This window comes from Pseudoxanthomonas yeongjuensis, from assembly GCF_010093345.1.
Lineage (GTDB): Bacteria > Pseudomonadota > Gammaproteobacteria > Xanthomonadales > Xanthomonadaceae > Pseudoxanthomonas_A > Pseudoxanthomonas_A yeongjuensis.
In genome coordinates this window covers 67,175-83,426 of record NZ_PDWT01000007.1, presented here as the reverse complement: position 1 = coordinate 83,426, position 16,252 = coordinate 67,175, and the positions used below count along the sequence as shown (strand labels likewise).

General features: G+C 64.9%; 14 protein-coding genes. 2 read left to right on the top strand and 12 right to left on the bottom strand.

Annotated elements, in window-relative coordinates:
* Positions 1-59: 59 nt before the first annotated feature.
* The 4 genes from CSC74_RS15045 to CSC74_RS15030 all read right to left on the bottom strand — a co-directional run bounded on the left by CSC74_RS15045 (position 60) and on the right by CSC74_RS15030 (position 5,521).
* Positions 60-1,058 (bottom strand): SPOR domain-containing protein, encoded by a 999-nt coding sequence (locus CSC74_RS15045; protein WP_162315309.1) that lies wholly within the window; start codon positions 1,056-1,058, stop codon positions 60-62.
* A gap of 68 nt (positions 1,059-1,126) precedes the next feature.
* Positions 1,127-2,509, bottom strand: coding sequence for a bifunctional folylpolyglutamate synthase/dihydrofolate synthase (locus CSC74_RS15040; RefSeq protein WP_162315308.1), 1,383 nt, complete (start codon positions 2,507-2,509; stop codon positions 1,127-1,129).
* A 5-nt stretch (positions 2,510-2,514) separates the two neighbouring features.
* Positions 2,515-3,159 (bottom strand): histidine phosphatase family protein, encoded by a 645-nt coding sequence (locus tag CSC74_RS15035; protein ID WP_162315307.1) that lies wholly within the window; start codon positions 3,157-3,159, stop codon positions 2,515-2,517.
* A 196-nt stretch (positions 3,160-3,355) separates the two neighbouring features.
* Positions 3,356-5,521, bottom strand: coding sequence for a S46 family peptidase (locus tag CSC74_RS15030; protein ID WP_162315354.1), 2,166 nt, complete (start codon positions 5,519-5,521; stop codon positions 3,356-3,358).
* 147 nt (positions 5,522-5,668) lie between these two features.
* On the opposite strand from CSC74_RS15030, the gene tdh reads away from it, so the two are divergent.
* On the top strand, positions 5,669-6,703 hold the full coding sequence (tdh, locus tag CSC74_RS15025) for an L-threonine 3-dehydrogenase (RefSeq protein WP_211369661.1): 1,035 nt from the start codon (positions 5,669-5,671) through the stop codon (positions 6,701-6,703).
* Positions 6,704-6,778: 75 nt separating this feature from the next.
* On the opposite strand, the gene CSC74_RS15020 is transcribed toward tdh, so the two are convergent.
* The 6 genes from CSC74_RS15020 to CSC74_RS14995 form a co-directional block, all read right to left on the bottom strand.
* Positions 6,779-7,552 carry a TorF family putative porin gene (locus tag CSC74_RS15020; protein ID WP_162315306.1) on the bottom strand — a complete coding sequence of 258 codons (774 nt, stop codon included), beginning with the start codon at positions 7,550-7,552 and terminating at the stop codon, positions 6,779-6,781.
* A 172-nt stretch (positions 7,553-7,724) separates the two neighbouring features.
* Complete coding sequence (locus CSC74_RS15015) at positions 7,725-8,771, bottom strand: sulfate/molybdate ABC transporter ATP-binding protein (protein WP_162315305.1); 1,047 nt, start codon at positions 8,769-8,771, stop codon at positions 7,725-7,727.
* A 139-nt stretch (positions 8,772-8,910) separates the two neighbouring features.
* Positions 8,911-9,879, bottom strand: coding sequence for a sulfate ABC transporter permease subunit CysW (gene cysW / locus CSC74_RS15010; protein WP_162315304.1), 969 nt, complete (start codon positions 9,877-9,879; stop codon positions 8,911-8,913).
* A gap of 1 nt (position 9,880) precedes the next feature.
* Positions 9,881-10,681: a sulfate ABC transporter permease subunit CysT gene (cysT, locus tag CSC74_RS15005; protein ID WP_162315352.1), complete on the bottom strand. Its 801-nt coding sequence runs from the start codon at positions 10,679-10,681 to the stop codon at positions 9,881-9,883.
* A gap of 75 nt (positions 10,682-10,756) precedes the next feature.
* Positions 10,757-11,779, bottom strand: coding sequence for a sulfate ABC transporter substrate-binding protein (locus CSC74_RS15000; RefSeq protein WP_162315303.1), 1,023 nt, complete (start codon positions 11,777-11,779; stop codon positions 10,757-10,759).
* A gap of 51 nt (positions 11,780-11,830) precedes the next feature.
* On the bottom strand, positions 11,831-13,282 hold the full coding sequence (locus tag CSC74_RS14995) for an OprO/OprP family phosphate-selective porin (RefSeq protein ID WP_162315302.1): 1,452 nt from the start codon (positions 13,280-13,282) through the stop codon (positions 11,831-11,833).
* 358 nt (positions 13,283-13,640) lie between these two features.
* Here CSC74_RS14995 and kbl point away from each other — a divergent pair, with 358 nt between their 5' ends.
* Positions 13,641-14,855 carry a glycine C-acetyltransferase gene (gene kbl / locus CSC74_RS14990; protein ID WP_162315301.1) on the top strand — a complete coding sequence of 405 codons (1,215 nt, stop codon included), beginning with the start codon at positions 13,641-13,643 and terminating at the stop codon, positions 14,853-14,855.
* Between the two features lie 21 nt (positions 14,856-14,876).
* On the opposite strand, the gene CSC74_RS14985 is transcribed toward kbl, so the two are convergent.
* Both CSC74_RS14985 and CSC74_RS14980 read right to left on the bottom strand, forming a co-directional pair.
* Positions 14,877-15,644, bottom strand: coding sequence for a pseudouridine synthase (locus tag CSC74_RS14985; protein WP_162315300.1), 768 nt, complete (start codon positions 15,642-15,644; stop codon positions 14,877-14,879).
* Between the two features lie 34 nt (positions 15,645-15,678).
* Positions 15,679-16,179: a hypothetical protein gene (locus CSC74_RS14980; protein ID WP_162315299.1), complete on the bottom strand. Its 501-nt coding sequence runs from the start codon at positions 16,177-16,179 to the stop codon at positions 15,679-15,681.
* Between the last annotated feature and the right edge of the window lie 73 nt (positions 16,180-16,252).

Here is a 16,252-nt window from a genome sequence, read left to right as displayed (position 1 = left end):
TCCCTGGCCCCTTCTGTGCGGCGGCGTCAAACGATATCGAGCAAGATCACGAAACCGGGTTACGGATGAGGGCGGACCATGCCGCTGATACCCACTTTGGCCGCGACCTGCGCCTTCAGCTGGTCGGCGTCGGCGCGGCTGGCTACCGGCCCCACGCGCACGCGGCTCAGGGTGCCCTTGTCGGTCTTGACCTGCTCGACGAAGGCGCTGAAGCCGCCGGCGCGAAGCTTGTCGCGCAGCGCATTGGCATCGGCGGCATGCGAGAAGGCACCGAGTTGCACGGCGAAGCCGACGTTCGTGGCGACCGGCTTGGGCGCTTCGACCGGCTTAGCTGGCACTACTGCCGGCTTGGGCGTCGCAACGGCAGGCTTGGGCGCAGTCGCGACCGGCCTGGTTTCCGCGGGCGGCGCCTGTGCCGGCTTCGCCGGTTCTGGCGGCAGGGCCTGGGTCGTGACCGCAGCTGCGGCGGTCGTGGCCGCGGGCGTGGAAGCCGGCGCCGTGGCGGGAACGTCCAGCGTGACCACCTGGGCCTTCACATCGCTGCGGACCTGCGCAGCCTGCAGGCGCACGGCTTCGGCATCGGCGCGCTCGGCATACGGCCCGATGCGCACGCGCCAGGCGGTCTTGCCATTGATGGTGGTGGGCTCGCGGAATGCCGGAAGGCTGGACTGCTTGAGCCGCGCGATCACCGCATCGGCATCGGCCGGGGTCGCGTAGGCGCCGAAATTCACCGCGAAATTTCCGCCGGCAGTGCTGGCCGGCAGCATCGCGCTCGCGGCTTCAGCAGGCGCCGCACCCAGCGGAACCGCTTCGCTGGCAGTGGCGGCTGGTACATCGTTGTCCATGCCGACCACGCCACCGGCAGGCGCATTGCCCGGCGTGACCAGGGGCAGTTCGCGGGTTTCGTATTGGCCATCCGGCGTTGCCGGTACCGTGAGCGGCACATCGGAAACGCCGCTGTCGGGCGCGGGGCCCTTGATCAGCATCGGCAGGAAGATCACCGCCAGGGCCACCAGGACGACGGCGCCGATCAGGCGTTGTTTGAGGGCGGTATCCATGCGGGCTCACGAAACGACGCGGCGGGAATGCCGGCTGAATTATACGTTGCGGCGAATCGGCTTCCCCGTCATTGACCTGAATGCAGGGCCGCCAGCGCTTCGGCCACGGTATGGAAGGAACCGAACACGAGGATGCGATCGCCGGCACCGGCCTCCGCCCGCGCCGCCTCCAATGCCGCCGACACGCTGGCATGCCTGGAACCACGGGCGGCTGCAGTCTCCGCCAGCCTGGCTGCGAATTCGTCCACTGACTGCCCGCGCCCGGCGACCGATTCCAGCCCGGCAAGGAACCAGCGCGAGACCGCGTCTTTCAGCGCATTGACGATGCCATCCACGTCCTTGTCGGCCAGCGCGGCGAACACCGCCAGGGTGCGGCCGTGCGCAGGTTCGGCTTGCAACCACGTCGCCAACTCGCGCGCCGCCTGCGGGTTGTGGCCTACGTCGACGATGACCGGCGTGTCGGCGACCTCGAAACGCTGCAACCTGCCCGGCAACATCGCCGCAGCCACGCCCGCGGCCAGCGCGGCATCGGGCAACTCGATATCCAGCGCGCGCAAAGCGGCGATGGCGGTGGCGGCATTGGCCCGCTGCACCGGCGCGGCGAGCGCGGGGATCGGCAATTCGATCTCGAAACCGGCATCGCGCCAGCGCCAATGCGTTGCGTCCATCGGCTCGTGGAAGAAGTCGCTGCCGAGGCGGATGGCGTTGGCGCCGATCGCGTAGGCATGGCGCAGCACGCTGGAAGGCGAATCGATCTCGCCCAGCACCAGCGGTTTCCAGGCACGGGCGATGCCGGCCTTTTCGAAGCCGATGCTTTCGCGATCGTTGCCCAGCCAGTCGACATGGTCGATATCGACGGTGGTGATGACCGCGACATCGGCATCGACGAGGTTGACCGCATCCAGCCGGCCGCCAAGGCCGACTTCGAGCACGACGAGGTCGAGGTCGGATCGCTGGAACAGCCAAAGTGCGGCTAGCGTGCCGAATTCGAAATAGGTGAGTGGGACATCTGAGCCCTCCCCTTCAAGGGGAGGGTTGGGTGGGGATGGTGTTGCATCGCCAAGCGAAAGATCTTCGCTCCGTCGTAGCCTCACCCCAACCCCTCTCCCAAGGGGAGGGGGGCCCAGTCGCGCCGCCTCCACCGCCTCGAACGCGGCCACCAATTCCGCATCGCTCGCTTCACGTCCGTCGATGCGCACCCGCTCGTTGTAGCGCAACAGATGCGGTGAGGTGTAGGTGCCCACCTTCAATCCCGCCGTGCGGGCGATGGCTTCGATGAAGGCGACAGTCGAACCCTTGCCGTTGGTGCCGCCGACGGTGATGACCTGCTTCGCCGGCTTGCCGAGCCGCGAGCGCGCGGCGGCTTCACGTACGCGATCCAATCCAAGCTCTATCGATTTCGGATGTTGCTGCTCGATGTAGCCGAGCCATTCTTCCAGCGTGCGCGTCATGGATCTTAAAGCGCCCGATGCACCGCTTCGCCGAAGAACGGCGTGTGGTGCGCGCAATCGTTGAGGCGAACGACCTCGAGATTGTCCACGTCCGGACCTTCCAGCAGGTTGAGCGTGGTCGGCGCCTGGCGGAAAGACCACAGCTTGGACAGGGGCAAGCCGAGAATGCGGCACAGGATCACCCGGTTGACCGCGTCGTGGGCCACGACCAGCAAGGTGTCGCCGGTGCCGAGGCCTTCAGTGGCGCGGGCAAGGCCCGGCCAGGAACGGTCGAGTACCTGTTGCAGGGATTCGCCACCGGGCATCAACACGGTTTCCGGCTGCTCGCGCCACGCGCGTAGGCGCGCGGGATCCTTGTCGTTGATTTCGCTGGCCAGCAGTCCTTCCCATTCGCCATGGGCGATTTCCTGCAGGTCGATGTCGGTGGTCAACATCGGCTTGCGCGCTTCGCCCAGGGCCAACTCGGCGGTATGCCGCGCGCGCGACAGCGGCGAGGCGACCGCGCGGGTGATTTCCACGTTGCGCAGGCGCGTGCCCAGGGCCGTGGCTTGTGATTCGCCTGTCGGCGACAACGGGATATCGATCTGGCCCTGGTAACGGCCTTCGGCATTCCACGGCGTTTCGCCGTGACGGGCAAGCAGGATGCGCATGCGTGGGGAGATCCGGTGTGTGTGGGAGGCCGGGTCGTTGCGGCGGGTCGAAACGACGACGGAAGCGAATGATACCGCGCCGCGGCAAAACCAAAGCCCCGGATGCCATACGCGCCGCAGCGCGCAATCATCCCAATGCACCCCAAAAAGCGGGAACCCGGAAACCAGGCACCGGGGCCGGACATAACTCCGCCGGTTATTTCGCGACGCCCATTTCCTCGAGCAACTGCGGCGCGGGGTAAACCTCCTGCATGATCCAGCGCAGGTAACGCCCGTCGACGGAAATCATCCGCGTCATCTTCGGGTCGAACACCCAGTTGGAACTCACCGACTCCCAGTTGCCGTCGAAAGCCAGGCCGACCAGCTTGCCGTTCGCGTCCAGCACCGGCGATCCGGAATTGCCGCCGGTGATGTCGAGGTTGGAAAGGTAATTCACCGGCACCGTGCCCAGGCGCCGGTCTTCCAGACCGCCGTAACGCCTGGCCTTGACCGCATCCAGCAAGGCCTGCGGCGCGTCGAACGGTTCCTCGCCCGTGGCCTTCGCAGCTACGCCTTCGACCGTGGTGAACGGAGTGTAATCCACGCCGTCCTTCGGCTGATAGCCGACGACATTGCCGAAGGTGATGCGCAGCGAGAGGTTGGCATCGGGATAGACGAACTCGCCCTTGCTCTTGCGATAGTCGGCCACCGCTTGCAGGTAGGCCGGTCGCGCGAGCAGCGATTCCCCTGTCCGCGTCTTGCGCTGCTCTTCCAGCGCCAGCAGCGACGGCATCACCGCCACCGCATACTGGATGGCAGGATCATTGCTGGATTCGAAATCCTTGCGATCGGCCTGCATCCACTTCAAGCGTTCATCGGTGCTGCCGAGCCGGGTCCCGGCCAGGCGATCCAGCGCGCGGGTGAGGCTCTGTTCCTTGTCGTCGACCAGGAACTTGTCGATCGACGCCAAGCGTTGCGCGGCGGGCAACTGCACGTACTGCCGCAGCCAGTACTGCTGCAACTGGCGATCCATCGCCGGCACGTAGCGGCGCTCCAACTGCTTCTGCGCGCCTTCAATGGTCGGCAGATCGCGCTGCTGGTAGCCGGATTCGCGCTCGGCATCGGGTTTCCCGCGCTCGATGGACAAGCGGTAGAGCTGGATCGCCGATCCCAGCATGGCGGTATTGTCGAGTTGGCCCACGACGAAATCGCGCTCGCGCGTGGCCTTCGCGGCTTCACCCAGATCGATCAACTGCTGGTGCGCCGCCAAGGCTGCACTGCCTTGCGCGCCACGGCTACGCAGCCACGCCAGCACCGCCGCCTCATCCGCATGCTTGGTGCCGGCCGCATCGATGCGCTCGAACCCGGCCAGCTGGCCTTCGTAGTTCTTGCTGGTGTTGTTCCAGCCGGCCATGGTGCTGGCGTACTTGACCTGGATATCCGGGTTCTTCTTGCCCGCCGCATCGACCAACGCGATCAGGTTCTTGTAGTGCTTGCCGATGGTCGGATAGGTCCAGCCGGCGGTGCTGTCGAATTCGCTGGCCAGCGCGTAGCGATTGGTCGAACCCGGATAGCCGGCGACCATGACGAAATCTCCCGCGCCCAACGGCTTGTCGGCGAACTTCAACCAGTGCTTCGGACGATAAGGCACGTTGTCCGCGGCGAACGCGGCCGGCTTGCCATCCTTGCCCACGTAGGCGCGATAGAAGGCGAAGTCGCCGGTGTGGCGTGGCCACATCCAGTTGTCGATGTCGCCGCCGTATTTGCCCACGCCCACCGGCGGAGCGTAGGCCAGGCGCACATCCTTGATCTCCAGGTTGCGGAACAGGCGATAGGTGTTGCCGCCCGAGAAACTGTAGAGGCGGCAGCGGAAACCGGCTTCGGCCTCGCATTCGGCGATGAGCTTCTTGTCGAAGGCCTCCAGCGCGCGGGTGCGCGCCAGCGGATCGTCGCCCGCGGAGGCGATAGCCGCCTTGGCCTCGACGGTGACGTCCTTGATGGAATCCAGGACGTAAATGCGTGCGTTGGGGCCGGCGCTGACTTCCCCGGCAGGCGTGGCCGCATTGAAGCCCGATTTGATGAGATTCTTTTCCGCGGTCGAGTTCAGCTGGATGGCGCCATAGGCGCAGTGATGATTGGTGACCACCAGCCCGACCGGCGAAACGAAGCTGGCGGTACAGCCGCCCAGCGCAACCACCGCGCCCATCGGATCCCCGGTCAGGTTAGCCAGTTGTTCGGGCTTGAGTTTGAGCCCGGCCTGCTTCAACGGCCCGGAAATCTCGGGCAGTTGTTGCGGCACCCACATGCCTTCCGCGGCAAGGGCAGCGCCCGACTGGGCCGCGAAGGCGGCGGCGAGCGACACGGCGAGCAAGTTGGGACGCACAGGCATTCCCTTTGCGGATCATGGACTTTGGATTGTAGCCAGCCGCTCCCGCCGCGGCTCCATGACCTATGGCACGGTGCGCAACGGCTGGTAATGGGTCGCGGCGTATAATTCGCGCCCTCTATCAAAGGCAGGGTCTGCACCGTCATGGCGCAAACGATGAAGGCGCTGGTCAAGCGCGAAGCTGGCAAGGGCATCTGGATGGAACAGGTGCCGGTACCGCAACCCGGTCCCAACGAGGTCCTGATCAAGCTGGAGAAGACCGCGATCTGCGGTACCGACCTGCATATCTACCTGTGGGACGAGTGGAGCCAGCGCACGATCAAGCCCGGGCTGACCATCGGCCACGAATTCGTCGGCCGCATCGCCGACCTCGGCCCCGGCGTCAGCGGCTACACGGTAGGCCAGCGCGTTTCCGCCGAGGGCCACATCGTCTGCGGCCATTGCCGCAATTGCCGCGGCGGCCGCCCGCACCTGTGTCCATACACAGTGGGTATCGGCGTGAACCGCGACGGCGCCTTCGCCGAATACATGGTCATGCCGGCCAGCAACCTGTGGCCGATCCCCGACCAGATCCCCAGCGAGCTGGCCGCATTCTTCGATCCCTACGGCAACGCCGCGCATTGCGCGCTGGAATTCGACGTGGTCGGCGAAGACGTGCTGATCACCGGCGCCGGTCCGATCGGCGTGATCGCCGCCGGCATCTGCAAGCACATCGGTGCGCGCAATGTCGTGGTCACCGACGTCAACGATTTCCGCCTGAAGCTTGCGGCCGACATGGGCGCCACGCGCGTGGTGAATGTGGCCAAGCAATCGCTGAAGGACGTGATGGCCGACCTGCACATGGAAGGCTTCGACGTGGGGCTGGAGATGAGCGGCAACCCGCAGGCCTTCAACGACATGCTCGATTGCATGTACCACGGCGGCAAGGTCGCCCTGCTCGGCATCCTGCCCAAGGGCGCCGGCATAGACTGGGACCGGATCATCTTCAAGGGCCTGACCGTGCAGGGCATCTATGGCCGCAAGATGTACGAGACCTGGTACAAGATGACCCAACTGGTGCTGGGCGGCTTTCCGCTGGGCAAGGTGCTGACCCACCAGCTGCCGATCGACGATTTCCAGAAGGGCTTCGACCTGATGGAGGAAGGCAAGGCAGGCAAGGTGGTCCTGAGCTGGAATTGATCCAGGCAGGCCGAACTCGCGCAAACAAGAAGGGCGCCTTGCGGCGCCCTTCTTCTTGCGGTCGATTGCAGGCGATTACGGCACGGCTACCGAGATTGTCAGCGCCAGGCCCGGCTTGTAGATGTCCGAGCCGCTGCGCAGTTCCTCCGCGTCCGAACCGAAGGTGTCGTAGTAGCCCAGCGTTGCGGTGGCCGGACCGAAGGCCTTGCTGAGCGTAACTGCTCCGTCGAAGTAGTCGCTGACGCCATAGTCGAACGCTTCGCCTTCGATGGTCTCGTTGCCGTAGTCGATCGAGGTATAGCCGACCGACCCACCGATGCTGAAGCCGGTCTCCCCGATATCGTAGGAAGCGCCCAGACTGGCGTAGCTTTCCTTCGCTTTCGGGGCCAGGTCACCGTAATCAGGCGCATAGGCCAACAGGCCGGTAACAGTGACTGGACCACTCCAGGTGATCTTGCCGATGAATTCGTTGTAGTCGCCGCTCAGGCCCTTGTCACCCGAGTAGGTATAGCGGGTAGCGCCGAGATCCAGATTCCAGCTGTCGCTGAGATCGGTGTTCCAGCCGACGTAATAGTCCGTTTCGAAACCACCGGTGCCGAAATCGATGTTGGAACCCCACACGCCGGCATACAGACCGAACGGCGCGTCGTAGTTCAGGCCCGCTTGGAACGCCGGGCCGTTGTCGGACTGGGAGACGCCGCGGAACACATAGTCGGTGGTCGCAGCCAGCGAAGCACTGAGCGGGAATTCGGATTCCTCTTCCACCGCCTCCGCATCCTGCGCGAACGAGATCAGCGGCATGGCCGCCAGAACGAGGGCAACTGCAAAACTGAGCTTTACTGGCTTCATCCGGATTCTCCTGGTGGGCTGTGGGGGCATTGCGGAGCAGCGTCGTCAAGCCACCGTAATCACAAATTCACGGTTTTTTAACCGAATTGATATTGCGACGCAACATTGGCCCCGTCAAGTGCTCCAGACGTAAAAAACGGATAAAGATTCGAGCCCTGGGGGGACTCCGATTTCAAGCGGAAAAGACCCCGAACCGGGTCGCCGCCAACCTGACCTCGGAACCAGCGGCATGCACCGGGGCATCGGCACCCGCGGGCAGCTCTATTTCCACCTCGGTATCGCCTGCATGCAGGCGGGCCCACAGGCGCTGGCGCGGTCCGCTGCGCTGACTGGACAGGACCGTCGCCGGCCAGCCTCCTTCCCGGGTCTCTGTGAGCTGCAAATGCTCCGGCCGTACATACAACTCGATTGCACCCTGCCCCACGGCCGCGCCGGGTGCGGCCAGGTCGAGGCCGGCGACCTGCAGGCGGCCGTCGCGCCATTCCCCCGGCAAGCGGTTGACCGCGCCGACAAAGGAATAGACGAAAGGACTGGCCGGCTGGTCGTAGGTCTCCGCCGGACTGCCGAGTTGTTCGATGCGGCCCCGGTTGAGGATCGCCACCCGGTCGGCCAGTTCCAGCGCCTCTTCCTGGTCGTGGGTGACGAACACCGTGGTCAGGCCGGTGCGATCGTGCAGTTCGCGCAGCCAGCGGCGCAGGTCGCGGCGCACCTGGGCATCGAGTGCGCCGAAGGGTTCGTCCAGCAGCAGCACTTTCGGTTCGATCGCCAGCGCGCGCGCCAGCGCGACACGTTGGCGCTGGCCGCCGGAAAGCTGCGAGGGGAAGCGCGATTCCAGTCCGTCCAGTTGCACCAGCGACAGCAGTTCGCGGACCCGTTCGCGGATTCGCGCATCAGGCCAGCGCGCTTCGCCGCGACGCACGCGCAGGCCGAAGGCGATGTTCTCGCGCACGTTCATGTGCCGGAACAGGGCGTAGTGCTGGAACACGAAGCCGACTCTACGCGCCTGCACACTGAGTTGCGAAGCGTCCTCGCCAGCCAGCAGCACGCGCCCGGCGTCGGCATGGTCCAGACCGGCGATCACCCGCAGCAGCGTGGTCTTGCCGGAACCGGAAGGACCGAGCAAGGCGAGCAGTTCGCCCTGGCGCACGTTGAGGCTGATGTCGTCGAGCGCGGCGAAGTCGCCGAAGCGCTTGCTGACATGTTCGATATTGATCGTCATGGTTTGTTTCCTGTATTGGAAGCAAAGGCTAGAGCGTTTTGACAGGGATAAAAGCGGAAAAATCGGATTAAGCAAAAGACTTGGCTTTTCATCTGCATTTATCAGCTTTTATCCGTGTCAAAAAAGCCCTCCCCCCAGTTCAATGCCGATGATTGGCGGCCAGCGACTCGCCATGGCGCCATTCCAGATAAGCCTTCAATACCAGCGTGACCAGCGCGCTGACCGCCAGCAGCGAAGCCACCGCGAACGCCGCGCCGTAGTTCTGGGAAATGTCGTTGTAGAGGACTTCCACGTGCAGCGGCAACGTGTTGGTGCGCCCGCGGATATGTCCGGACACCACCGACACCGCCCCGAATTCGCCCATCGCCCGCGCGCTGCACAGCAGCACGCCGTACAGCAGCGCCCAGCGGATGTTGGGCAGGGTCACACGCCAGAACGTCTGCCAGCCGCTGGCACCGAGGCTCAACGCCGCCAGCTCCTCGTCGGCGCCTTGCTGCTCCATCAGCGGCATCAGTTCGCGGGCGATGAACGGGAAGGTGACGAAGGTCGTGGCGAGGACGATGCCGGGCGTTGAGAAGATGATCTTCGGCAGCTGCAAGGTGAATTCGCCCAGCCAGGGCAGGCTGGAATGCCAGCCCCCGTCGATCAGCGGCCAGGCCCAGCCCTGGGCGCCGAAGATCAGCACGAACACCAGGCCCGCCACCACCGGCGACACCGCGAACGGCAGGTCGATCAGGCTCACCAGCAGGCGCTTGCCGCGGAAATCATGCTTGCTCACCACCCATGCGGCGGCGATGCCGAACACCAGGTTCAACGGAACCACTATCGCAGTCACCAGCAGGGTGAGCTTGATCGCGGCCAGCGCATCGACCTCGGTGACCGCGGCGATGAATGCCTGCACGCCGCCGCCCAATGCCTGCACGAATACCAGCAGCAATGGCAGCAGCAGGAACCCCAGCAGGAACAGCAACGCAGCCGCGATCAACAGCCAGCGGATCCAGCGCGGCTCGGCGGTGGCGTCGGCGATACGCGAACGGGGGGCGCTGGCCGGATCCAGGAGAGACTCCTTCGAGGGGAAGGGAATGACGGCGGAAATCGCTTCGCTCATCTTAGCGCCCCTTCCGCGCCAGCTTCGACTGCAACGTATTGATGACCAGCAGCACCGACAGCGACAACAACAACATCGCCAGGGCGATGGCGGTCGCGCTGGCGTAGTCGTATTCATCCAGGCGGAAGGTGATCAGCAACGGCGCGATCTCGGTGAAGCCCGGGAGATTGCCGGCGATGAAGATCACCGAGCCGTATTCGCCCACGCCTCGCGCGAAGGCCAGGCCGAAGCCCGCCAGGATCGCCGGCAGCAAGGCCGGCAACACCACCCGCGTCACCGTCTGCCGGCGGTTGGCGCCGAGCGTGGCCGCGGCTTCCTCCAGTTCGCGCTCCACTTCCAGCAATACGGGCTGGACCACGCGCACCACGAACGGCAGGCCGATGAACACCAGCGCGATGGTGATGCCCAGCGGCGTGTAGGCGACCTTGATGCCGATTTCCGCCAGCCAGCGTCCGATCCAGCCGCTCGGCCCATACAGCGAAGTCAGGGCGATGCCGGCGACCGCGGTCGGCAACGCGAACGGCAGGTCGATCATCGCATCGAACACGCGCTTGCCCGGGAATTCATAGCGCACGAATACCCAGGCCACCAGCGTGCCCATCACCGCGTTGAATGCGGCGGCGGCGAGCGCGGTACCGAAGCTCAACTTCAACGACGCCAGCACGCGCGGCTCGGTCCAGATATCCCACAAACCCTGCCAACCCAGACCGCCGGCCTTGATGAAAAGGCCGGCGAGCGGAATCAGCACGATCAGTCCCAACCAGGCCAGCGTGTAACCCAGGCTCAAGCCGAAGCCCGGCATGACCCGCTTGCGCCGGCCGCGCCCAGCCAACGGGGGCGTCGACGAGGACGACAACGGAGATGTTGCCGCCATCGGCTATTTTTCCGCCTGTATCTGATCGAAGACGCCGCCTTCGGCGAAGTGCGTGGCCTGCGCCTTGGCCCACGAACCGAATACCTGGTCCAGGGTCACCAGTTCGACCTTCGGGAAACGTGCGATGTCGGCCGGGTCCGCGTACTGCGGATAACGCGGCCGGTAATAGTTGCGGGCCGCGATCTTCTGCCCTTCCGGCGAATACAGGAATTGCAGATAGGCCTGCGCCACTTCGCGGGTGCCATGCCTGTCCACGTTCCGGTCGACCAGCGCGACCGGCGGTTCGGCCAAGATGGAAAGCTTCGGCACCACGATCTCGAACTTGTCCGGCCCCAGTTCCTGCACGGAAAGGATCGCCTCGTTTTCCCAGGCGATCAGCACGTCGCCGATGCCGTTCTGCACGAAGGTCGTGGTGGAACCGCGTGCGCCGGTATCCAGCACCGGCACATTGCGGAACAGCGCACGGACCAGGTTGCGGGTCTTGGTTTCATCGCCCTTGAAGATCTTTAATCCATAGGCCCAGGCGGCCAGGTAGTTCCAGCGCGCGCCGCCCGAGGTCTTGGGGTTGGGCGTGATCACGGCCACGCCGGGGCGCAGCAGGTCCGGCCAGTCCTTGATCTTCTTCGGATTGCCCTTGCGAACCAGGAACACGATCGTCGAGGTGTAGGGCGAGCTGTTCTCCGGCAAGCGCTTTTGCCAGTCGGCGGGCAGCAGTTTCGCGCGCTGGGCGATCGAGTCGATGTCGTACGCCAGGGCCAGCGTCACCACATCGGCCTCCAGGCCATCGATGACCGATCGCGCCTGCTTTCCCGAACCGCCATGCGAGTTTTCTATCTCGACTTTCTGGCCTTTCTTCTGCTGCCAGTCCTTGGCGAAGGCGGCATTGAATTCCCGGTACAGCTCGCGGGTAGGATCGTAGGAAACATTGAGCAGCTTCACGTCCTTGGCTGCGGCAGCGGCCGCCAACGTGAGGCCGAAGGCGAGCAGCAAGGTCCGGAGAGGCAATGGGATCGATTTGGGCTTCATTGGAAATGACTCCGGTCTGGTTTTCAAAAGGCTAGTCTCAAAAGACTATTTTCAGAAGGCTACTTGCAGCCGCGTGAACACGGCTTTTTCGTCTTCGCGGTCCGCGCCTGCGGCCGCGCCGCCGTCGAGACTGGTCTGCAGGTAATTCACTACCAGCTTGAGGTTGCTGTTGAGGTACCAGTTCAGGCCCAGGGTCCAGGACGTGGCTTCGCTGGCCGCGACGGAAGGATCGGCGAACAGCGGGAAAGCGGCGTCATCGATCTCGAGGGCGCCATAACGGCCCACTACTTCGAATGCGCCCCAGCCGCCCGTTCCCGGACTGAAAGGCTGCGCAGGCTTGACCACGCCGCGATAACTGGCGTCCTCGCCAGTCAGCACGTAGCTGGCGGTCGCCTGCCAGGCCTTGTTGGAAATATCCTCGCGGACTCCATCGATGTTCAATTCCTGCTTCGACACGATGTACTCGGCCAGCAAACCGAAGGCATTGCGATAGTAGTAGCCCTGCGGCGACCACCTGCTCTGCTGGCCGTCGGCCAGGACCGCCGAACGGTAGTTGAAGAACTGCACCTGGCCGGGCGTGCGGTAGCGGGCCAGGAAATTGTTGCCGCTGCCTTCCTTGTCGCCGACGCTGGCGCCGATGCCGAACCCCAATCCGGACAGTGCATTGGCGCTGTTCTTGAACGGCTCGAAGAAAATCCGCCCCGCGTACTCGAAATTGTTGTCCGGATTGGTGGTCGCCGCATCGCGGCCGTCCACGGTGCCGTTGAACACGCCGATGGCATAGCCCAGGCGACCGTCCGCGGCATCGCCCTGCAACTGGATGCCGATGTCGCGGTTCGGCGCAAGCTCGCTGGCGAGCGAGCGTTCGATATCCGAAAGCGCAGAGGACGATTGCAGGCGTTCCAGTCCCACCGGCGAGGTGAACTTGCCTACGCGCAACGTGTAAGCCGGATCGAAGCGCAGATCGACGTAGGCATCGACGATGCTGGCGCTGTCGCCGGCGAATTCCGGAGTGAAGCGGAAACCCACCAGCTTGCCCAGCGAGCCTTCTATGATCGGCCGCGCGGTCCGCAGCAGGAAAGTATCGTTCTGCGGCACCGCATCGTCGTCGAGGAAGAAGCGGCCGTCGCCCTGGATCAGTCCGCGGATCTTCACCTCGTAATCGCCATCGGCGGACTTGAACGAAGCGCCCTTTTCATTGACCGCGATCACCGCCGCCGCCTTGGTCCTGGCCTCCTGCTCTTCCTGCTGCAATTCCAGCTTGCGTTCGAGGATGCGCAGGCGCTGGTCCAGGCCGTCCAGACCGGCTTCGGCTGTGGCCTCCCCTGCGTCCACCGGCACGTTTCCGCCTACGCGACGCTCGAGGGCCTCGAGACGCTGTTGCAGTTGCTCCACCGTCAACTTGTCCTGCGCCCACGCCGGCGCGACCAGGGAACAGGCCAGCGCGCCCGCCAGCCATGTGGCCTGGGGTTTGGCACCGCTCCGTTCCGGTCTTGTCCGCATGGCAGGTTTCCTGAATAGGGCCCGTGGGCCGGTATGCAGATGCTGCGGACGCACAATGCCACCGGGAAATGAATTAAGGACCGCGGCTTATGTCGGATTGGCATGACCCGGGGAACCTGTCGCCCGGTCCGGGTCATTTTTCTGGAAATCACTCCGTACTTGCGGGTGGGCTTTCAAGCGACGGAATTCCAGCGGAACGATTCCAATGGAACGACTCCAATGGAATCATGGATTTGGATTCAGTGGATTCCGTACCTCGTGGATCGTTTTGCCGCCGGTTCCGACGCGAGCCGGGTTCCCGGCGCAAAGGCTCGATGGCGGATTGTTAAACTGGACTCCCTTCCCAGTGCCCGACGCCATGTCCGACTCCTCGACCGTCCCTGCCCTTACCGCGCATTACGCCGCCGAACTGGACTCGATCCGCAGCCAGGGGCTGTTCAAGGCCGAGCGCATCATCACCAGTCCGCAATCGGCTGAGATCGGACTGGCCGATGGCCGCACGGTGCTGAACTTCTGCGCCAACAACTACCTGGGCCTGGCCGACCATCCGGACATCATCCAGGCCGCCAAGGACGCACTGGACACGCATGGCTTCGGCATGGCCAGCGTGCGCTTCATCTGCGGCACCCAGGACCTGCACAAGCAGCTGGAAGCGAAGATCGCGGAATTCTTCGGCACCGAGGACACCATCCTCTATGCCGCCTGCTTCGATGCCAACGGCGGCCTGTTCGAGCCGTTGCTGGGCGAGGACGACGCGATCATTTCCGATGCGCTCAACCACGCGTCCATCATCGACGGCGTGCGCCTGTGCAAGGCCAAGCGTTTCCGCTACGCCAATTGCGACATGGCCGACCTGGAAGCGCAGCTGCAGGCCGCCGACGCGGCCGGATGCAGGACCAAGCTGATCACCACCGACGGTGTGTTCTCGATGGACGGCTTCATCGCGCCGCTGGATGAAATCACCACGCTGGCCCGGAAATACGGCGCGCTGGTGCATATCGACGAATGCCACGCGACCGGCTTCCTCGGCGCGACCGGGCGCGGTTCAGCCGAGGTCAAGGGCGTGCTCGAGCGGATCGATATCATCACCGGCACGTTGGGCAAGGCCATGGGCGGCGCGCTGGGCGGATTCACCACGGCCAGGAAGGAAGTGATCGAGCTGCTGCGCCAGCGCTCGCGCCCCTACCTGTTCTCCAACTCACTGCCGCCACACGTCGTCGCTGCCGGCATCAAGGCCTTCGACATGCTGTCCTCGGCGGGCGAGCTGCGCGAGCGGCTGGCGGAAAACACCCGCTACTTCCGCGAGCGGATGACCGCGGCCGGTTTCGATATCCGTCCCGGCGTGCATCCGATCAGTCCGGTGATGCTGTACGACGCGCCGCTGGCGCAGCGCTTCGCCGAGCGCCTGCTGGAGGAAGGGATCTACGCGATCGGCTTCTTCTTCCCGGTCGTGGCCAAGGGCCAGGCGCGGATCCGCACCCAGATCAGCGCGGCGCATACCCGCGGGCACCTGGATCGCGCGATCGCCGCGTTCGTCAAGATCGGCAACGAGCTGGGCGTGATCAAGACCTGAGCGCAGCTCTCGCAGGAACGACTAGCGTCGCTCCTGCGCTGGCTCCGGCGGCGAGAGCGCAGCGACCTCTTCCGGCGACAACCTGCGCCATTGTCCCTTGGGCAGCTCGCCCAACACCAGTCGGCCGATCGACACCCTGATCAGGCGCAACACGCCGAGATCGGACGCGGCGAGCAACCTGCGTATCTGCCGGTTGCGGCCCTCGTCCAGGACGATTTCCAGCCACGCATTCTTTTCGCCCTGGCGCAGCAGTTCGACCGAATGAGCGCGCAGCGACTCCCCGTCATCGACCACGCCGGCCAACAGGCGCGCCAACGAGGAGGGATCGGGAATGCGATCGACCTGCACGTGATAGGTCTTGTGCGGGCCGGTTTCCGGATCGGTGATGCGTGCCGCCCACTCCGGGTCGTTGCTGAAAAGCAGCAGGCCTTCGCTTGCCTTGTCGAGCCGACCGACCGGAGCGATCCACGGCAGGCCGGCGCCATCGAAACAGCGGTACACGGTGTCGCGATCGCGTTCGTCCCGCGCGCTCGTGACCAGGCCGCGTGGCTTGTTGAGCATCAGGTGGACGCGCTCGCCCGCCGTCACCTCGACTCCGTCGATCGCGATGCGCTGCCTGCCGCGAACGACCGGGAACTCGGCATCCCTCACCACGCGCCCTTCGACCGTTACCCGGCCGGCAGCGATCCAGCCAGCCGCTTCGGTACGCGAACAGATCCCCAGCTTGGATAGCACCCGCGCCAACCCGTGGCGGGCCGGGGGCGGCGAAACGGCAGGAAGCCTGGCCATCACGCCCGATGCGCCGGTCGCAGGCTAACGCCGGTTATTCCTTCTTTGCCGCATCCGCTGGCGCCACCGGCACGGCAACCGGCGCCACGACGGGGGCGGCGCCCTTGGCCACGCGCACGCCCTTCGCCTTCATCCAGGCGTCGAATTCCTCGGCGGTCATGCGCTTGCCGTTCTGGCTCATGTCGAAGCGCCACGGTGTGTTGTCGAACTCGGTCTTGGGCTTGTACGCGGCCGGGTCGTTGGGATTGGCAACGCTCGGGACAGGCATCGCCATGGCCACGTTCTGGCAGGCCTGCACGCGCAACCTCAGCAATACGCGATCGACGGACTGGGCTTCGTCATAAGCGTGCGCCAGCACGCCACTAGGGGCTCCCAGTGGCGTGGTGTTGGTGGACAGCTCGGCGGCGACCGGCGCGAGCAACGTCTGCGCGGATGAAAGCGGCGGAGCAAGTGTGCTTCCCGCACAGTTCGGCAGCGCATGGGCAGCCGGGACCGCAGCGAAGGCAAGCAGGCTGGAAACGAGAATGCGGTGCATGGGACGGCCCGGACTGTGTGAGTGGCCAGAGTGTAGGAAGCGCGACCTGCAATATCAAGGAATGCGCGCATGC